Source organism: Micromonospora marina (genome assembly GCF_900091565.1).
Lineage (GTDB): Bacteria > Actinomycetota > Actinomycetes > Mycobacteriales > Micromonosporaceae > Micromonospora > Micromonospora marina.
This window is the reverse complement of the sequence record NZ_FMCV01000001.1, coordinates 464,561-485,913: the sequence shown is the minus strand read 5'-3', so window position 1 is coordinate 485,913 and position 21,353 is coordinate 464,561. Positions and strand designations below refer to the sequence as shown.

The following is a 21,353-nucleotide window of genomic DNA, read 5'->3' as shown; positions in this document are numbered from 1 at the left end:
GGCGGACTCCCCGCGGTGCGTCAGGTGCGGGCGGCAGCGCGGCGCTGGGCGTCGGCCTTCATCCGGGCGGCGCGGTCGAGGTCGGCCTGCGACACGGCGGCGACCGAACCGAAGACGCTCACCGCCTGGTAGTACGTCCAGGCGAGGCTGTAGCAGGCGGGCCGGACCACCGCGTTGTACGTGGCGCAGACCCGCTTCAGATCGGCGTAGAAGGCGCTGTCCAGGCGGGACTTGCTGGACGAGAAGACACCCATCGCCTTGTGGTTGCGGTAGCCGAAGTCGTGCCGGTAGCAGGAGAGCTTGAAGCTGAAGCCGATCGGGTTGTCCGGGCTGGACGAGCAGTAGTCGGTGGACCAGTCGAAGCCGTACTCGGTCCAGGGGGCCCGGTTCTGCCGGGCGCTGTTCCAGGCGTTGTAGCTGGACGCGCTGGTCTGCGTCCAACTGGTCAGGACGGACAGCTTCTGCTGGGTGCTCACCGCGGCGGCGGCCGGTGTGGCCGGTCCGAGCATGGTGAGCAGGGCGAGTGCTGCGGCGGCGAGGGTGGTGGCGAGGCGACGGGACACGGGTACCTCCGCGGGGGGTGGCCGGGATCTCCGGGTGTCGACAAGTGTCGATCAAATGGGTGAGCTGGGGCGATGCTCCGGGGAACGGCTCGCTGACATCCGCCTGAACAGACGAATGCCTCCGGGCCGGCGAGGCGGCCCGGAGGCATCCGGTGAGGGTCAGCGCACGAAGCGCGGCGGGCTCGCCAGGCTCTCGTTCGCCAGCCGGTCCAGTGCGGTCACGTAGTAGGTGTACCGGGCGCCGTCGGCCGCCGTGGTGTCCACCCAGGACTGGACAGCGCCGTCGGTGGCGCGGACGGTGCCGACCAGGTGTGAGGCGTCGGCGAAGTCGCAGCGCCCGGCCAGGCCGAGCCCGTCGAACCGGTAGATCGCGTACGACGCGGCGGTGCCGAGCGGACCCTTGCCGTCGGCCGGCTGCCGCCAGCTGAGGCGTACCCCGTCCGCCTCCCGCTGGGCCTTGGTGACCACCGGGAACAGCAGCGGCTTGCGCGGCAGGTGCGTCATGGCGGGCACCAGCGCCGGGCGGGAGTAGTGCTCGGCCGCGTAGATGTCGGTGGCGCCGAGCCGGTTCGCCCGGACCTGCACCGCGGAGAAGTGCACGTTGCCGAGCACCTCCGGGTACGACCGGTTGAGCGTCAGGTGGTTCGACAGCTCCTGCGGGTTCATCCAGAACGACCCGTACGCCGGTTCACCGCTCTTGTAGTCGGCCTGGCCGATGTAGAGCTGCACCCGCGTGCCGCGCACCTGCTCGGCCCACCACGGCACCAGCCGGGCGTAGTCGGCGGCCGGGTACTGGCCGATGTACCAGTAGAGCTGCGGCACGATGTAGTCGATCCACTCCTCCTTGACCCACTTGCGGGAGTCGGCGGAGATGATGTCGTACGACTGCGAGCCGGTGGTGTCCGAGCCGTTCGGGTCGGCCGACGCGTTGCGCCAGATGCCGAACGGGCTGACGCCGAACTTCACCCAGGGCTTGGCCGCCTTGATCTTGGCGTTCATCTCCTGGATCAGCAGGTTGACGTTGTCCCGCCGCCAGTCGGCCTTGTCGGTGAAGCCCCTGTTGTACGCGGCGAACGTCGCGTCGTCGGGCACCTGGTGGGTGCCGCTCGGGTACGGGTAGAAGTAGTCGTCGAAGTGCACGCCGTCGATGTCGTACCGGTTGACCGCGTCCATCATCGCGGTCTGGACGAACTCGCGGACTTCGGGGATGCCGGGGTTGTAGTAGAGCCGGCTGCCGGCGACTCCGGCGGGCGGGTAGGCGAAGACCCAGTCGGGGTGCTGGCGGGCCGGGCTGTCCGGGGCCAGTTGCGACAGGTCGGCGCCGGCGCCGCCGGGCGCGGGCATGGAGACGCGGTACGGGTTGAACCAGGCGTGGAACTCCAGGTTGCGCTTGTGCGACTCGGTGACCAGGAAGTCCAGCGGATCCCAGCCGGGGTTCTGGCCGCGTACGCCGGTCAGGTACTCCGACCACGGCTCGTACGGCGAGGGCCAGAACGCGTCGGCGGTCGGGCGGACCTGGACCACGACGGCGTTGTGGTTGAGCTTCCGGGCGAGGTCGAGCCAGGCCAGGTATTCGGCCTTCTGCTTGGCCACCTGGTCCGGCGTGGTCCAGGAGTCCTTGCTGGGCCAGTCGATGTTCGTCACCGAGGCGATCCACATGGCCCGGAACTGGCGCTTGGGGGTGGCCGGGTCGGTGACGCATTCGGTGGAGGGGGAAGTGGCGGTGCCGGTGTCGCCGGGGGCGGCCTGGGCCGGCGTGCCGGCGACCAGCGTGCCGAGCAGCGCCGCGGCCAGCGCGGCGGCTCCGAGCCGAGTTGCCTTCATGCGGTGCGGTCCCTTCGTCGGGTCCGGGGGGACGGGCGGCGGCCGGGCACAACGGCAAGATTCGCCGCTCTGCCCGAGCCACAGGTAGAAAACTTTCACCTATCCGTGCCCGGCGCAAGACCCTGGGGGCCGATCGATGTCCGGCGTCGCCGATCGCGTCCGCGTTCCGGGCGGTCGGCGCCGGCTGGGCCGCGGTGCTCGTCTCCATCGCCGCCGTCGCCGGTCTCACCAGCGCGATCCTGGTCGACCTGGCCAGCATCCCCCCACCCCTGAGGCGGGCACGCTGCTGGTGCGGGCAACCGCGGTCACCCTCTGGCAGTGGATTATGCAACGTTGTAAGCGCCTGTGTGAGGAGGCCGTCACGTCGTCGTGAAGCGGTACAGTGCGGCCAGCATTCGCCGGAAGGAAGTGCAGTGCGGCACAGGCTCAAGGACGTCGCGGAGCGCGCCGGAGTGTCGGTGAAGACCGTCTCCAACGTCGTCAACGGCTACCAGCACGTGCGCGCCGACACCCGGGCCGGGTCGAGGAGGCCATCGCCGCGCTCAACTACCGGCCCAACCTGTCGGCCCGCAACCTGCGCAAGGGCCGGACCGGGGTGATCGCGCTCGCCGTACCCGAACTGGACATCCCCTACTTCGCCGAGTTGGCCCGGCACGTCCTCACCGCCGCCGCCGACCACGGCTGGACCGTGCTCATCGACCAGACCGGCGGCGGCTCCGAGCAGGAACGCAAGGCCGCCAGCGGGATCGGCGACCACATGATCGACGGCCTGATCCTGAGCCCGCTCGCGCTCACCGCCGACCACCTCGCCGCCCTGGCCGGCCTGCCGATTGTGTTGCTCGGCGAACGCATCGACCACGGCCTCGCCGACCACGGCCCCGCCGACCACGTCATGGTCGACAACGTGGCCGCCGCCCGCGAGATCACCGCCCATTTGATCGGGCTCGGCCGCCGCCGGATCGCCGCGATCGGCTCCCAGCGGACCCCCGAGGGTGCCAGCGCCCGGCTCCGCCTGGCCGGCTACACCGCCGCGCTGGCCGAGGCCGGCATCGCCTACGACGACCGGCTGGTGGCGCCCGCCCCGGCCTGGCACCGCGCGGGCGGCGCCGCCGCCGTGCGCAACCTGCTCACCGAGGGGGTACGCCCCGACGCCGTCTTCTGCTTCAACGACACGCTCGCCCTCGGTGCGTTGCGTGCCCTGCACGAGGTGGGCCTGCGCGTGCCCGAGGACGTCGCGGTGGCCGGCTTCGACGACATCGAGGACGGTCGCTTCTCGATCCCGACACTGACCACCGTCGCGCCGGACAAGGAGCGCATCGCCCGGCTCGCGGTCGAGCTGCTCGCCGGCCGCCTGGGCCCCGACCGCGACTCCCCACCGCGCGAGCTGGTAACCCCTCACCACCTGGCCCTGCGTGAATCCGCCTAGCCGGCCCCCGCCGGCCGCGTCGATCATGAAGTTGACGGCGAAGTCGATCTCCTTGAGTGCCGCCAACTTCATGATCGACGGGGTGGTTCGTGGGCGTCCTCAGTCGAAGAAGCGGGCCAGGTGGGAAGGAGCGGGGGCGGGGGCGTCCGGCGGCAGTGGGGTCAGGTCGGCGAAGATCGACGCTCCGTCGCAGCCGACGTGCAGCGGATACCAGCGCGGCGCACCCGGTGGGCGCTGACCGCAGATGCCCTTGAACGTCTGCACGTCGAGCAGGCGTACGTGCGTCGGGTCGGCCACCGCGTTGACGTGCCGCCACCACGGGCTCATGACGTGCAGCACCCCGCCCGGACGCAGCGCCCGGTGGCACTCGTCGAACAGCGGCAGGAAGTCGATCAGGTGCTCGACGATGTGCACCGCGAAGAACACGTCCACCGAGTCGTCCCGCAGCGGCAGCGAACCGGCCAGGTCGGCGACCGCGTTCACCCCCGCCGCCGGGTAGATGTCCAGCCCCAGGTTGCCCGGCCACTGCTTGGTCGCGCCGCAGCCCAGGTCGACCACCACCGGCGCCCGCCCGGCCACGCTGACCCGGCACCAGATCCCGAGTACGCCGGACAGCCGACCGATCAGCTCCCGCACCAGCCGTAGCCGCTCCGGGTCGGCGACCTCGCCGGTCAGGTGCGCCACGCCCCGGTCGAAGCGCACCTCGACCGCCGTACCGCGCAGCCGCTCGTCGTGCCGGACCATGTCGGCCCACGCCTCGGCGAGGAAGCCGTCGGTCTGCCGGAGTCGCTCACCCGAGAGCGCGGTCTGCCCCATCGCCACCATGCGCGCCCGTTACCCCCTTTTCGCCCCGATATGCGCCCGCCCCTCGCCCCGCCCCTGTCGCCCTCGCCCCGCGGGGCGGGTGGTGCGCGGAGAGGCGAGGGAGCGGGGGAAGGGGATCAGGGGGAGAGGGCTCGGCGGACCGTGCGGGAGCCGCGCATGCGCTGACGGGGCTGGGCAGGGGCCGTCTTCGGGCGCTTGAGGTGGTAGCGGTGCAGCTCGTTGTTGCCCGGCAGCGACGGGTCCTCGCTCATCGAGACGAGTTCCCAGCCCTGGTCACCGGCCCGGTTCAGGTGGGCCAGCGCGGTGTCGCCGTACGACGATACGTCGATCATGGAGCCGTCCGGGCCGTACCAGATGAAGACGACCTCCCACCCGGTGTCGGTGGTGGCGGCCTGGCGGCGACGGACCAGCAGCGCGTACTCCCACTTGAGCATGCGCTCATTGTGGACCCGCGCGCGCCGGTCGGCACGGATCAGTGTTCGGCGATCCGTCCGTCGGCCACGCGCAGGCGCCGGTTCACGCTCACCGCGTCGAGCATCCGCCGGTCGTGGGTCACCAGCAGCAGCGTTCCCGGGTAGCTCGCCAGCGCCGATTCGAGCTGCTCGATCGCCGCCAGGTCGAGGTGGTTGGTCGGCTCGTCGAGCACCAGCAGGTTGACGCCCCGGCCCTGGAGCAGGGCCAGCGCGGCCCGGGTCCGCTCACCGGGGGACAGCGTCGCCGCCGGCCGCAGCACATGGTCGGCGCGCAGCCCGAACTTCGCCAGCAGCGTCCGCACGTCCGCCGGGGCGAGATCCGGTACGGCGGCGCCGAAGGCGTCGAGCAGCGGCTGGTCGCCGAGGAACAGTCCCCGGGCCTGGTCGACCTCGCCGACCACCACACCCGGACCGAGCGCGGCGTGCCCCTCGTCCAGCGGCAGCCGGCCGAGCAGCGCGGCGAGCAGGGTGCTCTTGCCGGAGCCGTTCGCGCCGGTGATCGCCACCCGGTCGGCCCAGTCGATCTGCAGGTCCACCGGGCCGAGCGTGAAGCCGCCACGGCGTACCACAGCTTGTCGGAGCGAGGCCACGACGGCGCCGGCGCGGGGCGCGGCGGCGATCTCCATCCGCAGCTCCCACTCCTTGCGCGGCTCCTCGACCACGTCCAGCCGCTCGATCAGCCGGGCGGTCTGCTTCGCCTTCGCGGCCTGCTTCTCGGTCGACTCGGCCCGGTACTTGCGGCCGATCTTGTCATTGTCGGTGGCCTTGCGGCGGGCGTTCTTGACGCCCTTCTCCATCCACGCCCGCTGGGTGCGGGCGCGCGCCTCCAGGTCGGCCTTCGTGTCGGCGTACTCCTCGTACTCCTCGCGGGCGTGCCGGCGGGCCACCGCACGCTCCTCCAGGTAGGCCGCGTAGCCACCGCCGTAGTGGTTGACCTGCCGTTGGTGCAGGTCCAGCTCGACGATCCGGTTGACGGTGCGGGTGAGGAACTCCCGGTCGTGGCTGACCAGCACGGTCCCGGCGCGCAGGCCGGTGACGAAGCGTTCCAGCCGGTCCAGCCCGGCCAGGTCCAGGTCGTTCGTGGGCTCGTCGAGCAGGAAGACGTCGTACCGGCTGAGCAGCAGCGACGCGAGCCCGGCGCGGGCGGCCTGCCCGCCGGACAGGCCGGTCATCGGGTGGTCCAGGCCGACGTCGAGACCCAGCTCCGCGGCGACCTGCTCGGCCCGCTCGTCCAGATCCGCGCCGCCGAGGTCGAGCCAGCGTTCCAGAGCGTTCGCGTACGCGTCGTCGGCGCCCGCCGCCCCCGCGGAGAGCGCCTCGGTGGCGGCGTCCAGCGCGGCCTGCGCGGCGCTCACCCCGGTCCGCCGGGCCAGGAACCCGCTGACCGTCTCGCCGGGCCGACGCTCCGGCTCCTGCGGCAGGTAGCCCACTGTCGCCGTGGGCGGGCTCAGCGCCACCGAGCCCCGTTCGCGGGGGGCAAGACCGGCGAGGGTACGCAGCAGCGTGGACTTGCCCGCGCCGTTGACCCCGACCAGCCCCACCACGTCGCCGGGCGCGACGACCAGGTCGAGGTCTTCGAAGAGGAGGCGGTCGCCGTGGCCGGCGGTGAGATCCTTGGCGATCAACGTGGCGCTCATCAGGTGACCGAGCCTACCTGCGGGCGCATCCGGATTGCCGTGACCCGTGCTCGCGGCGGCGCCGGTCTGAGGGAGACTCACAGCCGTGGTGACCACACTGGCGATCGACTGTGGTGGCGGCGGGATCAAGGCCTCGGTGCTGGACGCCGCCGGGACCATGCGCGCGCGGCCGTTGCGCGTGCCCACGCCGTACCCGTTGCCGCCCGGCCTGTTCGTCAAGACGCTGCTGGATCTCGGCGCCCGCCTGCCCACGGCGGACCGGCTCACCGTCGGCATGCCCGGCATGATCCGGCACGGCGTGGTGGTGGCGACGCCGCACTACGTGACCCGCTCCGGGCCGCGCAGCCGCGTCGACCCGGACCTGGTGGCCGAGTGGTCCGGGTACGACGCGCGCACCGCGCTGGCCGGGGCGTTCGGCGTGCCCGCGCTGGTGCTCAACGACGCCGAGGTGCACGGCGCGGGTGTGGTCGCCGGGACCGGCTGCGAGCTGGTGCTGACGCTCGGCACCGGGCTGGGCAGCGCGTTGTTCGACGGCGGGATGCTGGCCCCGCACCTGGAGCTGTCCCACGCGCCGGTGCGGTGGAACACCACCTATGACACGTACGTGGGGGAGCCGGAACGGCGGCGCCTGGGTGACGCGTTCTGGTCGCGGCGGATCCGGCAGGTGGTGGACGGCCTGCGGCCGGTGTTCCGCTGGGACCGGCTGTATCTCGGCGGTGGCAACTCCCGGCTGATCCGGCCCGAGCAGGTGGCCCGGATGGGCGACGACGTGGTGATCGTCCCGAACACGGCCGGAATCGTCGGTGGTGTCCGGGCCTGGGATCTGGTCGGCGGCCGGTACGACCCCACCGCCTGATCTTCACCCGCAGGAACACTCGCGCTCGCGCCGGTGTTGTGCCAGCGTCGGACCAAGGGTCTGGCGCGACACGAGGAGGTGGGTCGAGTGGATCTTCTGGCGGAGTACCGGCGGGCGACCATGTTCTTCGAAGCGGGTGACCCGACCGGAGCGGCCCGGCTGCTCGAACCGATCATCGAGGCGGAGCCGGACAACTCCTCGGTCCGGCAGCTGCTGGCCCGCGCGTACTTCCAGTCGGCCCAGCTCAACCGGGCCGAGGAGCAGCTGCGCGAGCTGGTCGACCGCGACCCGAGCGACCACTACGCGCACCACGTGCTCGGCCGCACGCTGGAGCGGATGAACCGGCCGGTGGACGCGCTGCGGCACCTGCGCATCGCGGCCGCGATGTACTCGACGAACACCGACTACGCCACCGCCCTGCGCCGGGTGGAGGGCAAGGTCGGTCGCTGACCGATGACGCGGAAGGGCAGCCCGGGCGGGCTGCCCTTCCGCGTACCTAGGATGGGACCGTGAAGCTCAAGCTCGACCTCCACGACATCTACAACAAGGGCCACGACATCGACCGCGCGCTGCGCGGGATCATGGACGAGGCGGTGGCGAAGAAGGCCACGCTCGTGGAGATCATCCCGGGCAAGGGGTCGGGCGCGTTGAAGAAGAAGGTGCTGCGCTTCCTCGACCAGAAGGACGTGAAGCAGCTCTACCACCGGGTCGAGAAGGACTCGAAGAACTTCGGCCGCCTGTTCGTCCACTTCCGCTGGAAGTAGCGGCTGCATGCCCTTTGACCTGCATCTTGGGTCGTTCAGAGGGGGCCGGAAGCAAGATCATGCCGTTTCCAGGCCGTCTACGGGCTCCGCAGGGTCGTCGTCCTCCTGGTCCTCACCCAGCGCCTTGTCGATGGATCGCCGGGTGCGGTCCTCACTCGTCGGCAGCAGGTGCGTGTAGGTCCGGAGGGTGAAGCCCGGGTCCGCGTGCCCGAGGTACGCCGAGAGGGCCTTGATGCTTTCCCCGGCGTCGAGGAGCACCGAGGCGTAGGTGTGCCGGAGCACGTGCATCCCGTTGTGCCTGTCGTCCGGTGCGCCCGTCGCCCTGATCGCGGGCTTCCAGACGCCGGAGTTGAACATCGAGCGGGTGAGTGCCGTTCCGGCGGGCGTCGACAGGTACAAGCTCGACGGTCCGCAGCTCGCCCGTCAGGCTGGCCCACGGGAGGCTGACCGTGGCCGGTGGGAAGTCGGCCACATGCCGCTCCAGTCGCCCGGCTACCGACCTGGGTAGGGGCACCTCGCGGGACTTGCCGCCCTTGGGCGGCGCGAAGATGAGTCGACCGCGAACGAGCTTGATCTGACGAGTGACATGCAGGACGGGCCGTGTGCCGTCCAGGTCCGCTGGACTGGCCCCGAATATCTCGCCCTGCCGGAGACCGCAACCGGCGCCCAGGTCGACAGCGACTCGATATCGCTCCGGCATGTTGTCCCGGAACGTCGCCTAGCCCACCGACAACCCGGATTCCTGGAGGCGGCGTGCCCACTCCCGGACGGTGGCCGGCTGAATGGACGCCAGCGGCCGCTGCCCGAGCACCGGGTACACGTGCGGCGCAGCCGGGGGAGATGCGGCGCGGTGATTACTGGTGAGGACCGGGAGGGTCACCGCTTCTCTGCCGACCAGCGGGCGTCGACTTCCTGGGCGGCAGCCACGCAGGCGGTACATGCATTGGGCCGCGATGGATCGAAGTGATGCCGATACACCGTCACCTGGTCTCGCGGAAGACCGCACAGGGTTCCATCGCCCACAGCGTGGAGCGTGGCGCTCGGGTCCGACGAGTCTGCGGTGGCTGGGTACCCGGCCGCCCATTGCTGGTCTATCGGGGCGTGCGGCCCATAGAAGGACTCGCCGGTCTTCTCGACTTGGTAGAACTGCGCTGGGCAGTGAGAGCACGAGTACCACCGGGTTGGCCCATGTTGATGGAGGTTAGTTACGCCGTTGAGAACGAGCTCACGTCCGCATCTCTCACACGTCACCCGCGCAGGATTCCACAAGGCTTGACCGGCCGGCATCTCTGATGGCGCGCCATCAGGGTGGCTCTGTTGCTGTCCAAGATCATGCCGTGTCCAGGCCAGAGGTGCAGTCGTCCAGTTTGATCGACTACGCTCCTGCCCTAGATCGATACCGCTGGAAGTAGCGGTCTCAGCTCACCGGGACGGTGCCCGATGCCGACCAGGACCCGGTTGCCGAGCGGCGCGGCCAGGCGCACCACCACCTCGCATTCCGCGCATGCTCCAGATCGGTCGGCACGCCGCCAGCCCAGCCCGCCTCGCTGCTCACCGCTCAAAGCGGGTACGTGCGCGCCACCGCCAGCATTTCCGAGCTGTGTGACCCGACCACTCCCACACCCTCCGGCCGGGGCCGGAACCCGGGCACCCCGGACAGTCCGTCACTGGCGTCCATGGCCCGCACCGAAACGGCACCGCCCCGGGGCACGAGCGTCAGCGTGACCTCGACACCCTCCGGCGGCGGGGCGTGGAACACGACCCCGAATCCCCACCTGCCGTCGCCGGGCTCGACCGGCACGTCCCGCCCGGCCACGGTGGCGGACCGCACTGTCGCCGTGCTGGTGTCGACGTGCAGCGTGAGCAGGCGTACCTGCCGCTGCGGCACCACCCGTACCCGCAGCACGCGCTGGTCACCGGAAGTGCTGTCGGAGAGCAGGTCCAGCTTCGGCGCGGGCAGGGAAGCGGCAGCGGCCGGTCCGGCGCGCATCTCGCCGTCGCCCAGCCCGGGGAAGTCGTCGGCCAGCGAGATGCTCCGGTCGACGTAGCCGTCGGTCCAGGGCTGCGGCCTCTCCTCGTGACTGAGCCACGCCGCCTTCCCGGTGCCCGCGTCCAGCGCGTACATCAGGTGGGTCGGCACGGGGTGTTCGGCGTCGAAGCGGTCCACCGCGAGGCCGACCCCGGCGAGCACCGCCGCCGCCAGCGCGGCGGCCGCGGCGGGCAGCGCGCCGAGCCGGCGTGCGCGCAGCGCGAGCAGGCCGCGCTGGCCGCCGGCCCGGGGGTGCAGCAGGTCCACCACCGGGAGTACGGCGAGGCCGAGCAGCACCGCGACGAGCGCGGCTACCGCGCCCATGCCCATGCCGAGCGCCGGGAACAGCAGCACCACCGGAGGCAGCAGGATCACCACCGCCACCGCGGCGGCCAGCGTCACCGCGCCCACCGGCCACGGGCCGTCGGGCCGGGTGGCGAGCGCCGCGAACCCGGCGAGCGCGCCGGCCAGCGCCGGCAGTGTCGTCAGGTACGCCCCGCCGGGCGCCGCCACCGCGAGCAGCACCCCGAACACGGCGAGCCAGGCCAGCCCGCCGAACGCCAGCGCGGCCGGGCCGACCCGGCGGCGCAGCAGCGCGTACCAGCAGAACAGCACAGCGGCGGCGAGCGCCACGACGGCGAGGCGGTACGCCACCGGGCGGTACGGGTCGAGCAGTTCGGCGTACCCGGGTCGGATCGTGGTGATCGCGGCCCAGAGCAGCCACGCGCCGAGCGGGGCCACGACGACCGGCACCAGGGTCAGGCCGAAGCCGGCGGCGAGCGTGCCGGCGGTGGCCCGGCCCCGGCGGCGCAGCAGCCAGCCGAGCGCGCCGACGGCGAGCAGCGCGGCCACTGCCAGCGGCAGCGTCAGCCAGCCGGGGTAGCTGATCAGGCCGCCGAGCACCGGGAAGTAGGTGTCGTCGTGGCCGGCGCGCAGGTCGCCCAGGTCGGTGCGGCCGAACTCGCGGGTCAGGCCGAGCGCGTTGTCACCGTGCATCTGGAGGCTGCCCCGGTCCATCCGGGCCGGCACGTCCAGCGGGGTGTGGTAGATCGCGCCGCCGTCGATGTAGGCCGAGTTCAGGCCCACGAAATCCCGGTCGAGGAACGCGGTGAAGTCGGTGTCGTTCGGCAGCGCCCGGTAGATCTCCACCGCGAACGAGGTGCCCACCGGGTGCGGGGCGGCCTTGCCGAAGATCTCGACCAGCTTCGCGTTGTCCCGGGACGTCTCGAACATGATCACCGGGCCGGTGAAGCCGCGCGCCTCCAGGTTGAGCACCACGCCGCCGTCGCGGGCGAGCGGATGATCGGCGGCGAACCCGGCGGCGCCGCACAGGCACGCCTCCTCCGCGTCGGTGAGCACGAAGACGACGTCGTTGCGGGGGCGTGGGCCGGTGGTCAGCGCGCGTGCCACCTCCAGGATCGTGGCGGTGCCGGCGGCGTCGTCGTTGCCGCCCGGCCCGGTCTGCACCGAGTCGTAGTGCGAGACCAGGAAGACCTTCCCGGTCGGGTCGGTGCCGGGGAGCCGGGCCACCACGTTGCGGACCCGGGCCAGCGCCGCCCCGCCCGCCGCGCCGGACAGTTGCCCGGCCTCGGGTGCGACCGCGTCCTGCACCTCGGTCTGCAGGCCCAGCCCGCGCAGCGTGCCCACCAGGTGCTCGCGTACCCGGTCGTTGGCGGCGCTGCCGGCCACGTGCGGCTCGGCCGCGATCACCTCGACGTTCCGGAACGCCCGGGCGGCGCTGAAGTCGCTCTCGGGCGCGTCTGCCGGGCGCGGCGCCGGGGTGGAGAGGCCGACCAGGACGCCCGCCCCGACGGCGAGCAGCGCGGCGAGCGCGGCCAGGGCGGCGATCGGCCGGCGGCGGGGCCTGGCGAAGGCACGGTCGGCGGGGCGGGTGGGGGGTGCGCCCACTGGGACTCCTCGGGGTGGATCTGCGGGGTGAGATCATCCTGCACCCCCGAGGGCCGCGGCGGCAGTCCCCGGTCGGTGCGCTGCGGGCGTGACAGCGCTCCCGGCGTAACATCGTGGGTCAACCGTGCCGCTGTCGGGATGGGACCGTTGTGTCGGCCATGATCAGCAGGGCATTCGGAAGGAGTCCGACATCACCAGCGAACTCCCGCGACTAGCGGCGGTGACCCGACCGTACCGGGGTGCCGGCGCGTCGGGTGGTGCCTTCGTGCCGTCGGCCGGGGCGGGGCTGCACGGCACCGTACCCCCGGGGGAGCGGCTGCGGGTGCTGCTGGTCGAGGACGACGAGGGCGACGCGTTCCTGGTCGGTGAACTGCTCGCCGAGACCAACTCGATGATCGACCTGCTGGTCGCCACGAGCCTCAGCGAGGCCCGGCAGCGGGTGATGGGCGTGGACTGCGTCCTGCTCGACCTGGGTCTGCCCGACGCGCAGGGGCTGGACGGGCTGCGCCGGGTGCTGGAGATGGCCAGCGGCGCCGCGGTCTGCGTACTGACCGGCCGGTCGGACGAGCACCTGGGTATCGTCGCGGTCGCCGAGGGTGCGCAGGACTACCTGGTCAAGGGCCAGGTGGACGGTGTCCTGCTGACCCGGGCGCTGCGGTACGCGGTCGAGCGCAAGCGGGCCGACGAGAACGCCCGCCGGCTGCGTGAGGTGGAGCTGCGCCAGGCCGAGTCCGCCCGCCTGGAGCGCGGCCTGCTGCCGCAGCCGCTGATGACCACCGACGAGGTGTCGGTGCACACGTTCTACCGGCCCGGCCGGCACGCCGCACTGATCGGCGGCGACTTCTACGACGTGGTGCAGACCCGGCCGGACCGCATCGACCTGATCGTCGGCGACGTCTGCGGGCACGGCGTGGACGAGGCGGCGCTCGGCGTCGAACTGCGCGTCGCCTGGCGGGCACTCGTGCTGGCCGGGGTGCCGGACGACGAGGTGCTGCCCGCGCTGGAACAGGTGCTGATGAGCGAGCGCCGGCTCCAGGAGATCTTCGCGACGGTGGCCACCACCCGGCTCGACCTGGCGTCGGCACGGGCCACCGTACGCCTCGCCGGTCACCCGCCGCCGCTGCTGCTCAGCGGCGGGACTGTCGCGCCGGTACCGGCCAAGGGCGGGTTGTTGCTGGGCGTACGCCCGCGCCGCCCGGTCGCCTTCGACCTGGAGTTCGACACCGCCGACTGGTCCCTGCTGTTGTACACCGACGGCCTGATCGAGGGCCGGGTGGACGGCGGTGACGAACGGCTCGACGTGCCGGGTCTGACCGGGCTGCTCGCCGAACCGGCGAACCGGGCGGTGCCGCTGGCCGAGTTGCCCGCCTGGCTGGTCGGGCGGGCCGAGCAGATAAACGGTGGCCCGCTCGCCGACGACGTGGCGATGTTGCTGGTCAGCCGGGGCACCGGCCGGTGAGTGCGAGGAACGAGCGGGAGTGGGGACTGTGAAGGCGTACCAGCAGGGGTGGACCCTGCGGCGGCGGGTGGCCGCGCTGCTCGGTGTGGTGGTCGTGCTGCTGCTCGGGCTGGCCGGCGCGGAGGCGGCGGTCGCCGCGCAGAACCGGCAGAACATCGACGTCGTGCTGCTCAGGACCGGCCCGCTGCGCGTCCAGGCGCAGGAGCTGATGAGTGCGCTGCTCGACCAGGAGACCGCGGTACGCGGGTACGCGGTGAACGGCGACCTCGGTGACCTGGGGCCCTACCGCGAGGGCGTGAAGCGGGAGCAGACCCTCCTCGCCTCGATCCGGGGCCTGTCCGCGGGCTACCCGGATGTCGGCCGCGCGCTGGAAGTGGTGGAGCAGGAGTCCGCGCAGTGGCGGACCCAGGTCGCCGAGCCGGTGATCGCCACGGTCGAACGCGACGGTCCGGCGGCCGGGCGGGCGCTGATCACGGACGAGACCCGGCAGCAGTTCGACGGGATCCGCACGTCGGTGGACACGCTCCAGGACGAGATCCTCTCCGTCCGGCAGGAGGCCGCCGACCGCGTCAACTCGACGAGCAACACCCTGGTCGTGCTGCTGATCATCGCCGCGCTTGTGGTGACGACGGCCGGCGTGGTCATGCTGCTCTCGCTGGACCGGATCCTGATCCGCCCGCTGGCCGACCTGGTCAGCCAGGTGCGCGAGGTGGCCGACGGCGACTACCGGCACCACATCGAGGGGTCCGGTCCGCCGGAGTTCCGGCGGCTCGCCGAGGACATCGACCAGATGCGGATGAAGATCGCCCGGGATCTGGACGAGGTACGCGAGGCGCGCGAGCGCATCGAGTGGGTCAACAGCCAGTTGCAGAAGCAGGCCGAGGAGCTGACCCGCTCCAACCGCGACCTGGAACAGTTCGCGTACGTCGCCTCGCATGACCTCCAGGAGCCGCTGCGCAAGGTGGCGAGCTTCTGCCAGCTCCTCCAGCGGCGGTACGCCGGGCAGCTCGACGAGCGCGCCGACCAGTACATCGCGTTCGCGGTGGACGGTGCACAGCGTATGCAGCGCCTGATCAACGACCTGCTGGCGTTCTCCCGGATCGGCCGGTTGACCACCGGCTTCACCGAGGTCGACCTGAACAAGGTGATGGGCGACGTGGCCGGGCAGACCGAGGCGGCGTTGCAGTACGCCGACGCGGAGCTGACCTGGGGCGAGATGCCGACCATCCGCGGTGAGGAGCCGCTGCTGACCAACCTGCTGGTCAACCTGGTCAGCAACTCGGTGAAGTTCCGCCGGCCCGACGTGCCGCCGAAGGTGCACGTGTCGGCGCGGCTGGTGGACGGGGAGTGGGAGATCAGCTGCCGGGACAACGGCATCGGGATCGAGCCGGAGTTCGCCGACAAGATCTTCGTGATCTTCCAGCGGTTGCACTCGAAGGACGCGTACCCGGGCACCGGCATCGGGCTGGCCATCGTCAAGAAGATCGTGGAGTATCACGGCGGCCGGGTCTGGGTGGACACCGACACCGACGAGGGCACCGTCATCCGGTTCACGCTGCCCGCGCTGGAGGCCGACATCTCCGCCGCCCAGGCGGCCCAGGCGGCGGCGACGGCACCGGAGGCCGAAGCCGGGGAGCAGACCGAGGCAACCGAGGGCGACCCGGCGGACGCCGGGCGGCAGCCGGACGGCGAGGCACCCGAAGAGTCGCCCGCAGGGGCGGACCGACACGGTACAAACGGTGGCATGAAGGAGACGGTGGGATGACCGCGCCTGCGGACGGCAAGAGCCCGATCGAGGTCCTGCTCGTCGAGGACGACCCCGGCGACGTGCTGATGACCCAGGAGGCGTTCGAGGAGCACAAGCTCCGCAACCGCCTCACCGTCGTCTCCGACGGCGCCGAGGCGCTCGCCTACCTGCGCCGCGAGGGCCAGTACGCGGACGCGGTGACGCCCGACCTGATCCTGCTCGACCTGAACCTGCCCCGCCGGGACGGCCGGGAGGTGCTGAAGGAGATCAAGAAGGACGACGAGCTGCGTCGCATCCCGGTCGTGGTGCTCACCACCTCGCAGGCCGACGAGGACATCCTGCGCAGCTACCAGCTGCACGCCAACGCCTACGTGACCAAGCCGGTGGACTTCGAGCGCTTCATCTCGGTGGTCCGCCAGATCGACGAGTTCTTCGTCAGCGTGGTCAAGCTGCCGCCGCGTGGCTGACCCGCTGCTGGACGACGTCGGCGCGCTGCTGCGGGAGGCGGCGGCCAAGGTCGTCGTGCCGTTGTTCCGCCGGCTCGACGCGTCCGACATCTCCGAGAAGGCACCGGGCGAGGTGGTCACCGTCGCCGACCGCGAGGCGGAGGCGCTGATCTCCGAGGGCCTGCGGCGGCTGCGTCCCGGCTCGGTGGTGGTCGGCGAGGAGGCGGTGGCCGAGGATCCCGGCCTGCTGCGGCACCTGCGCGGCAGCGGCGACGTGTGGCTCGTCGACCCGGTCGACGGCACCTCCAACTTCGCCGCCGGTCGCCGGCCGTTCGCGCTGATGGCGGCGCTGCTCACCGACGGCGTACCGGTGGCTTCCTGGGTGTACGACCCGCTGGACGGCACGATGGCGGCGGCCCGGCTCGGCGCCGGCACCGAGCTGGACGGGGCGTCGCTGAGCGCGCCGCAGGCCGAACCGCGGGTGGGCGCGTTGCGCGGCACCGCGGCGACGAAGTTCCTGCCCCCGGACTTCCGCCGCCAGGTGGAGGAGGGCGGGCGTCGCGTCGGTGAGCTGCTGCCCGGCCAGCACTGCGCCGGCCGGGAGTACCTGGACATGCTCACCGGCGCGCAGCAGTTCGTGCTGTTCTGGCGCACCCTGCCGTGGGACCACACGCCCGGCGCGTTGCTGGTGCGCGAGGCCGGTGGCGTGGCCCGCCGGTTCGACGGCGCCGACTACCAGCCGGCCGACGAGGGCCGGGGACTGCTCGTGGCGGCGAGCCCGGAGATCTGGGACGAGGTGAGCGCGGCCCTGCTGAGCGGTTGAGCGGCGCTGCGCGACGGGCGCGGCACGCTGCGTCGACACCGGAGGCCGTACGCCGTCGCCGGCCTGGCGTGGCGCGCGTGGTCCGGTATCGTGACCGGCGGTCTCCGCCAGCAGGCCGCCGTCCGGCGCCGGCGGAGACGCCGCTCGGTGTACGGGGGCCGGCGGTCGACGGAAGGACCATCACGTGCCCAGGACCAGCCCTACCGGCCGGCGCGTCCGGCGGTCGCTGCTCGCCGCGCTCGCCGCGGTGGCCGTGCTGCTCGGCTCCGGCGTGGCCGCCGGACCGGCTGCCGCCGTACCCAGCCCGAACGCCCCGGACGAGGGCGGCAGCAAGCAGTTGCGGGCGGCGTTGGAGGCGGCGGCGAAGGGCCACATCGAGGCCCAGAACAAGCTGGAGAACTCCAAGCGCCGGCAGAAGGCGCTCGCCGCCCAGCTCACCGACATCGAGGGACGCCTCGTCGGGCTCAGCGCGCAGGCCGGTGAGGTCGCCGCGCAGTCGTACCGGCTGGGCCGGCTCACCGCGACGTCGATGCTGCTGGCGAGCGCCGACCCGGACGACTTCCTCAAGCGCGCGGCCGAGCTGGACGTGATGGCCCAGCGCGACAGCAAGCGGCTGCGGGAGCTGGCCGACGCGAAGGCGCAGGCGGCCGAGGCGAAGCTCGCCATCGACGCCGAGGTACGCGAGCAGGCCAAGCAGGTGGCGGTGCAGGCCCGCAAGAAGAAGGACGCCGAGGTGGCGCTGGCGAAGGTCAGCTCCGGCGCCGGGTCCGGGTTCAACGGCAGTTCCTCGTCGGCGAAGCCCGCGCCGCGCAACTCGGACGGCTCGTGGCCGTCGGAGTCCTGCTCGGTGGACGACCCGACGCCCGCGTCCGGCTGCATCACGCCGCGCACGCTGCACATGCTCCAGCAGGCCCAGTCGGCCGGTTACAAGCGCTACGCCTCGTGTCACCGCAGCGGTGGCGGCGGCGAGCACCCCAAGGGCCGGGCCTGCGACTTCTCCGCCGCCAGCGGCGGGTTCGAGGACAAGACCGCCACCGGCGGCGACAAGTCGTACGGCGACAGCCTCGCCGCCTGGGCGAAGAACAACGCCAACAAGCTCGGCATCATGTACGTCATCTGGTATCGGCAGATCTGGATGCCGAACACCGGCTGGCGGGCGTACAGCGGCGGCGGCAGCCCGGCGGCGGACCACACAAACCATGTTCACATCTCGATGTATTGACCCGGCGTCTCAGCGGCGCTGCGTACCATCGCCACGATGAGCAGCACTTCGTCCGACGTCACGGCGGAACCGGCCGCCGACGCACCGGTTCCGCCCCGGGCCCTGCCCAACGGGCTCGCCGCGTTCCTCGTCTTCCTCTCCAGCGGGGCGGTGCTGGTGCTGGAGACCGTCTCGCTGCGCCTGGTCGGCCCGTACGTCGGGGTGACCCTCCAGGTGACCAGCTCGGTCATCGGCATGGCACTGGCCGCCATCGCGTACGGGGCGTGGTTCGGCGGGTGGCTCGCCGACCGGCGTGACCCGCGCACCCTGCTCGCCCCGGCGCTGGTGCTGGCCGGCATCGCCACCGCCGTCACGCTGCCGATCGTCAGGTACGCCGGTGAGGTGCTGCGCGGCGGCGCGGCGAGCGCGGTGCTCCTGCTGACCGCGCTGACCGTGGTGCTGCCCGCGGCGCTGCTGTCCGCCATCACCCCGCTCGTGGTGAAGCTCCAGCTCGCCGACCTGCGCCGCACCGGCCAGGTGGTGGGCAAGCTGTCCAGCATCGGCACGCTCGGCGGCATCACCGCCACGCTCGGCACCGGCTTCATCCTGGTGGCCGCGCTGCGCAGCTCCGTCATCGTGCTGGCACTGGCCGCGGTGATCGGGGTGACCGGGCTGGCACTCGGCGTCTGGCTGCGCCGGCAGGCCGGTCCCACCGGGCTGTCCGCGCCGGGCCGGGTCAAGGCCGCGCTGGCACTGCTCGGTCTCGCCGCCGCCGGGCTCACCGCCGCGGCGCCGAACCCGTGCGACGTGGAGACGGCGTACCACTGCGCCCGCGTCGAGGTGGACCCGTCGTGGCCGCAGGGGCGCACGCTCTACCTCAACTCGGCCGAGCACTCGTACGTCGACCTGAACGAGCCGAACCACCTGAAGTACGCGTACACGCAGTGGATCGGCCTGGTCGCTGACGTGGCGCGGCCGGCGCGGCAACCGATGGACGCGCTGCACCTGGGCGGTGGCGGCTTCACCGTGCCGAACTACCTGGCCGCGACCCGGCCCGGCACCGACAACCTGGTCTTCGAACTCGACGGCGGCCTGGTCGAGCTGGACCGGCGGGAGCTGGGCCTGCGCACCGGCCCGCAGATGCGCGCCGAGGTGGGCGACGCGCGGGTGCTGCTGCGCGGCGAGCCGGGCGACAGCCGCGACTTCATAGTCGGTGACGCGTTCGGCCACCTGGTGGTGCCGTGGCACCTGGCCACCCGGGAGATGGCCGCCGACATCCGGCGGGTGCTGCGCCCGGACGGGATCTACGTGCAGAACGTCATCGACTATCCGCCGGGCCGGTTCATCCGCGCCGAACTGGCCACCGTGAAGGCCGAGTTCGCGCACGTCGCGCTGATCGCCCCGCCCGGCGCGATCGACGGGGAGCAGGGCGCCAACTTTGTGATCGTCGCCTCGGACGCGCCGCTGCCGCTCGCCGCGATCCCGGCCGGGCTCAAGTTGCTGCCGGAGCGGGCCGAACTGATGGACGAGGCGGCGGTGACCGGATGGGTCGGGGACGCGATGGTGCTCACCGACGACTACGCGCCGGTGGACCAACTGCTCGCGACAGCCTGAACGGGTGACTTTCCTGACCGATTCCGACCGCTGAGGTGTACCGGGGTCGACTTCGGGCAACAGGACCGACCATGGGTGGACCGGTCAGGAACGGCGTGCAACTGCTCGGCGAGCGGTACCGGCTCGTCGAGCAGTTGGGTGCGGGCGGCATGTCGGTCGTCTGGCGCGGCTACGACGAGGTGCTGGGCCGGCAGGTCGCGGTCAAGGTGCTGGCCTCGCGGCTGGCCAGCGACAAGGCGTTCCGGCACCGGATCCGGGTGGAGGCGCAGGCCGCGGCGCGACTGTGCCACCCCAACATCACGAACGTGTACGACTACGGCGAGTCCGTGCAGGTCGGCCTGACCGTGCCGTACGTGGTCATGGAACTGGTCGACGGCGGTCCGCTCAGCGGGCGGCTCGGCCGCGACGGGCAGCTTCCCTGGCGGGAGGCCATGACCATCGGCGCGGAGGTCGCCTCGGCGCTGGCCGCCGCGCACGCCCGGGGCGTGGTGCACCGGGACGTGACCCCGGGCAACGTCATGCTGACGCCGACCGGCGTGAAGGTCGTCGACTTCGGCATCTCGGCGCTGGTGGGGGAGAGCGACAAGGGACCGGACGGCGCGCTGCTCGGCACGCCCGCGTACCTGGCGCCGGAGCGGCTGGACAACGGCCACGTCTCGCCTGCCACCGACGTGTACGCGGTGGGGCTGTTGCTCTACCGGATGCTCACCGGCCGCCTGCCGTGGCAGGCCAGCACCACCACCGAGATGCTGCGCGCCCACATGTACCGCGACCCGGACCCGATGCCCGCGGTGCCGGGCCTGCCCGAGCCGGTCGCCGCGCTGGTGCAGCGGTGCCTGGCCAAGCGCCCCGAGGACCGCCCGGCCACCGCCGAGGTGGCCCGTACGCTCGCCGAGGCGGCCGGTATCGCGGCGGTCGTGCCGGTGTCACCGGCGTTCGGCCGGATGGACCCGGCGCTCGCGGAGAACGCGGGCACGACGATCCTGCCGTGGTCGGCGGAGACCGGTGCGCTGCCGTTCTCGGCGGTGCGCACCCGGACCCGACGGGCGGTGGCGCGGCGGCGCAAGCTGGAGGCCGGTGTGGCCGCCGTCGGACTGATCGCGGTGACCGCCACGCTGTGGGGCGTGACGTCGCGGAGCCCGGCCAGCGGCGGGGTGGAGCCGACCGAGGCGAAGATGGGGCTGCCCGAGCCGACTCCCTGCGCTGTCGACTACTCGCTGCGCCGCGACACCGGCAAGGACTTCTCCGCCGAGCTGACGCTCACCAACACCAGCGACCGCGAGCTGCGCGGCTGGACGATGAACTTCACGTTCCCCGGTAAGCAGACGGTCACCACGGCCCAGCCGCCGGCACGCCAGGTGGGACAGACCGTGTCGGTCACCGCTGCGGCGGCGACCCCGGCGCTGGCGCCGGGCGCGTCGACGAAGCTCACGCTGGCCGGACGCTACACCGGGAGCAACACGCTGCCGGTGGAGTTCACGGTCGGTGGTCGCACGTGCGGCGTGCTGGTGTCGGGGATCGCCGGCTCGGTGCCGGTCACCGTCGCGCCGACCACCGAGGCACCCGCCAAGCCGCCCGCCAAGCCGACCACCAAGGCACCCGCAAAGCCGACCACCAAGCCGGCCACCAAGGCCACCAAGGGTGGCCCGGCGAAGGCGAAGCCGGCGCCCAAGCCCAAGCCGCCGAAGCCCGCCAAGGGCGAGGCCGGGAAGAGCGACGACGACGATGACGACGACGAGGACGAGGACGACGACTGAG

General features: G+C 72.4%; 17 protein-coding genes and 1 pseudogene. 11 read left to right on the top strand and 7 right to left on the bottom strand.

Annotation, left to right across the window (positions count from 1 at the left end):
• Positions 1–20 precede the first annotated feature (20 nt).
• Complete coding sequence (locus GA0070215_RS02310) at positions 21–563, bottom strand: phospholipase (protein WP_018787692.1); 543 nt, start codon at positions 561–563, stop codon at positions 21–23.
• Between the two features lie 159 nt (positions 564–722).
• Complete coding sequence (locus GA0070215_RS02305; protein WP_091041251.1) at positions 723–2,387, bottom strand: glycoside hydrolase family 10-like protein; 1,665 nt, start codon at positions 2,385–2,387, stop codon at positions 723–725.
• Positions 2,388–2,800: 413 nt separating this feature from the next.
• Here GA0070215_RS02305 and GA0070215_RS02300 point away from each other — a divergent pair.
• Positions 2,801–3,813 (top strand): annotated as a pseudogene (locus GA0070215_RS02300) (LacI family DNA-binding transcriptional regulator).
• 99 nt (positions 3,814–3,912) lie between these two features.
• Here the strand turns inward: GA0070215_RS02300 and GA0070215_RS02295 are convergent.
• From GA0070215_RS02295 to GA0070215_RS02285, 3 genes are all read right to left on the bottom strand, one after another.
• On the bottom strand, positions 3,913–4,638 hold the full coding sequence (locus GA0070215_RS02295) for a BON domain-containing class I SAM-dependent methyltransferase (RefSeq protein WP_018787688.1): 726 nt from the start codon (positions 4,636–4,638) through the stop codon (positions 3,913–3,915).
• Positions 4,639–4,754: 116 nt separating this feature from the next.
• Positions 4,755–5,072 carry a hypothetical protein gene (locus GA0070215_RS02290; protein ID WP_018787687.1) on the bottom strand — a complete coding sequence of 106 codons (318 nt, stop codon included), beginning with the start codon at positions 5,070–5,072 and terminating at the stop codon, positions 4,755–4,757.
• Positions 5,073–5,110: 38 nt separating this feature from the next.
• Positions 5,111–6,748, bottom strand: coding sequence for an ABC-F family ATP-binding cassette domain-containing protein (locus GA0070215_RS02285; RefSeq protein WP_091041248.1), 1,638 nt, complete (start codon positions 6,746–6,748; stop codon positions 5,111–5,113).
• A gap of 85 nt (positions 6,749–6,833) precedes the next feature.
• Here GA0070215_RS02285 and GA0070215_RS02280 point away from each other — a divergent pair, with 85 nt between their 5' ends.
• The 3 genes from GA0070215_RS02280 to GA0070215_RS02270 all read left to right on the top strand — a co-directional run bounded on the left by GA0070215_RS02280 (position 6,834) and on the right by GA0070215_RS02270 (position 8,368).
• Positions 6,834–7,604, top strand: coding sequence for an ROK family protein (locus tag GA0070215_RS02280; RefSeq protein ID WP_091041245.1), 771 nt, complete (start codon positions 6,834–6,836; stop codon positions 7,602–7,604).
• An 87-nt stretch (positions 7,605–7,691) separates the two neighbouring features.
• The gene (locus GA0070215_RS02275) at positions 7,692–8,054 is read left to right on the top strand and encodes a tetratricopeptide repeat protein (RefSeq protein ID WP_018787684.1); all 363 of its coding nucleotides are present in this window, start codon (positions 7,692–7,694) and stop codon (positions 8,052–8,054) included.
• Positions 8,055–8,113: 59 nt separating this feature from the next.
• Positions 8,114–8,368, top strand: a complete 255-nt coding sequence (locus GA0070215_RS02270) for a Smr/MutS family protein (RefSeq protein ID WP_013288724.1) — start codon at positions 8,114–8,116, stop codon at positions 8,366–8,368.
• A 57-nt stretch (positions 8,369–8,425) separates the two neighbouring features.
• Here GA0070215_RS02270 and GA0070215_RS28615 read toward each other — a convergent pair whose 3' ends face one another.
• Together GA0070215_RS28615 and GA0070215_RS02260 are read right to left on the bottom strand one after the other, a co-directional pair.
• Positions 8,426–8,725 (bottom strand): tyrosine-type recombinase/integrase, encoded by a 300-nt coding sequence (locus GA0070215_RS28615; RefSeq protein WP_208600262.1) that lies wholly within the window; start codon positions 8,723–8,725, stop codon positions 8,426–8,428.
• Between the two features lie 1,201 nt (positions 8,726–9,926).
• Positions 9,927–12,305: a M28 family peptidase gene (locus tag GA0070215_RS02260; protein WP_091041243.1), complete on the bottom strand. Its 2,379-nt coding sequence runs from the start codon at positions 12,303–12,305 to the stop codon at positions 9,927–9,929.
• Positions 12,306–12,525: 220 nt separating this feature from the next.
• On the opposite strand from GA0070215_RS02260, the gene GA0070215_RS02255 reads away from it, so the two are divergent.
• The 7 genes from GA0070215_RS02255 to GA0070215_RS02225 all read left to right on the top strand — a co-directional run bounded on the left by GA0070215_RS02255 (position 12,526) and on the right by GA0070215_RS02225 (position 21,352).
• Positions 12,526–13,764, top strand: coding sequence for a PP2C family protein-serine/threonine phosphatase (locus GA0070215_RS02255; protein WP_018787680.1), 1,239 nt, complete (start codon positions 12,526–12,528; stop codon positions 13,762–13,764).
• A gap of 28 nt (positions 13,765–13,792) precedes the next feature.
• A complete protein-coding gene (locus GA0070215_RS02250; RefSeq protein WP_091041240.1) occupies positions 13,793–15,529 on the top strand; it encodes an ATP-binding protein in 1,737 nt (578 codons plus the stop codon).
• Entirely contained in the window at positions 15,526–15,978 is a 453-nt protein-coding gene (locus GA0070215_RS02245; RefSeq protein ID WP_018787678.1) for a response regulator, read from the top strand. The genes GA0070215_RS02250 and GA0070215_RS02245 overlap by 4 nt, the downstream gene beginning before the upstream one ends.
• Entirely contained in the window at positions 15,971–16,780 is an 810-nt protein-coding gene (locus GA0070215_RS02240) for an inositol monophosphatase family protein (protein WP_018787677.1), read from the top strand. The genes GA0070215_RS02245 and GA0070215_RS02240 overlap by 8 nt, the downstream gene beginning before the upstream one ends.
• Positions 16,781–16,964: 184 nt before the next feature.
• Complete coding sequence (locus GA0070215_RS02235) at positions 16,965–18,002, top strand: coiled-coil domain-containing protein (RefSeq protein ID WP_091041237.1); 1,038 nt, start codon at positions 16,965–16,967, stop codon at positions 18,000–18,002.
• Positions 18,003–18,038: 36 nt separating this feature from the next.
• Positions 18,039–19,595 carry a fused MFS/spermidine synthase gene (locus GA0070215_RS02230; RefSeq protein ID WP_091041235.1) on the top strand — a complete coding sequence of 519 codons (1,557 nt, stop codon included), beginning with the start codon at positions 18,039–18,041 and terminating at the stop codon, positions 19,593–19,595.
• Positions 19,596–19,666: 71 nt separating this feature from the next.
• Entirely contained in the window at positions 19,667–21,352 is a 1,686-nt protein-coding gene (locus tag GA0070215_RS02225) for a serine/threonine-protein kinase (RefSeq protein ID WP_091041232.1), read from the top strand.
• Position 21,353: the final 1 nt, after the last annotated feature.

Bases quoted from the DNA above. Each gene is read 5' to 3' on its own strand.
- GA0070215_RS02305 (WP_091041251.1), bottom strand. From the start codon at position 2,387: ATGAAGGCAACTCGGCTCGGAGCCGCCGCGCTGGCCGCGGCGCTGCTC.
- GA0070215_RS02295 (WP_018787688.1), bottom strand. From the start codon at position 4,638: ATGGTGGCGATGGGGCAGACCGCGCTCTCGGGTGAGCGACTCCGGCAG.
- GA0070215_RS02290 (WP_018787687.1), bottom strand. From the start codon at position 5,072: ATGCTCAAGTGGGAGTACGCGCTGCTGGTCCGTCGCCGCCAGGCCGCC.
- GA0070215_RS02285 (WP_091041248.1), bottom strand. From the start codon at position 6,748: ATGAGCGCCACGTTGATCGCCAAGGATCTCACCGCCGGCCACGGCGAC.
- GA0070215_RS28615 (WP_208600262.1), bottom strand. From the start codon at position 8,725: ATGTTCAACTCCGGCGTCTGGAAGCCCGCGATCAGGGCGACGGGCGCA.
- GA0070215_RS02245 (WP_018787678.1), top strand. From the start codon at position 15,526: ATGACCGCGCCTGCGGACGGCAAGAGCCCGATCGAGGTCCTGCTCGTC.
- GA0070215_RS02230 (WP_091041235.1), top strand. From the start codon at position 18,039: ATGAGCAGCACTTCGTCCGACGTCACGGCGGAACCGGCCGCCGACGCA.
- GA0070215_RS02225 (WP_091041232.1), top strand. From the start codon at position 19,667: ATGGGTGGACCGGTCAGGAACGGCGTGCAACTGCTCGGCGAGCGGTAC.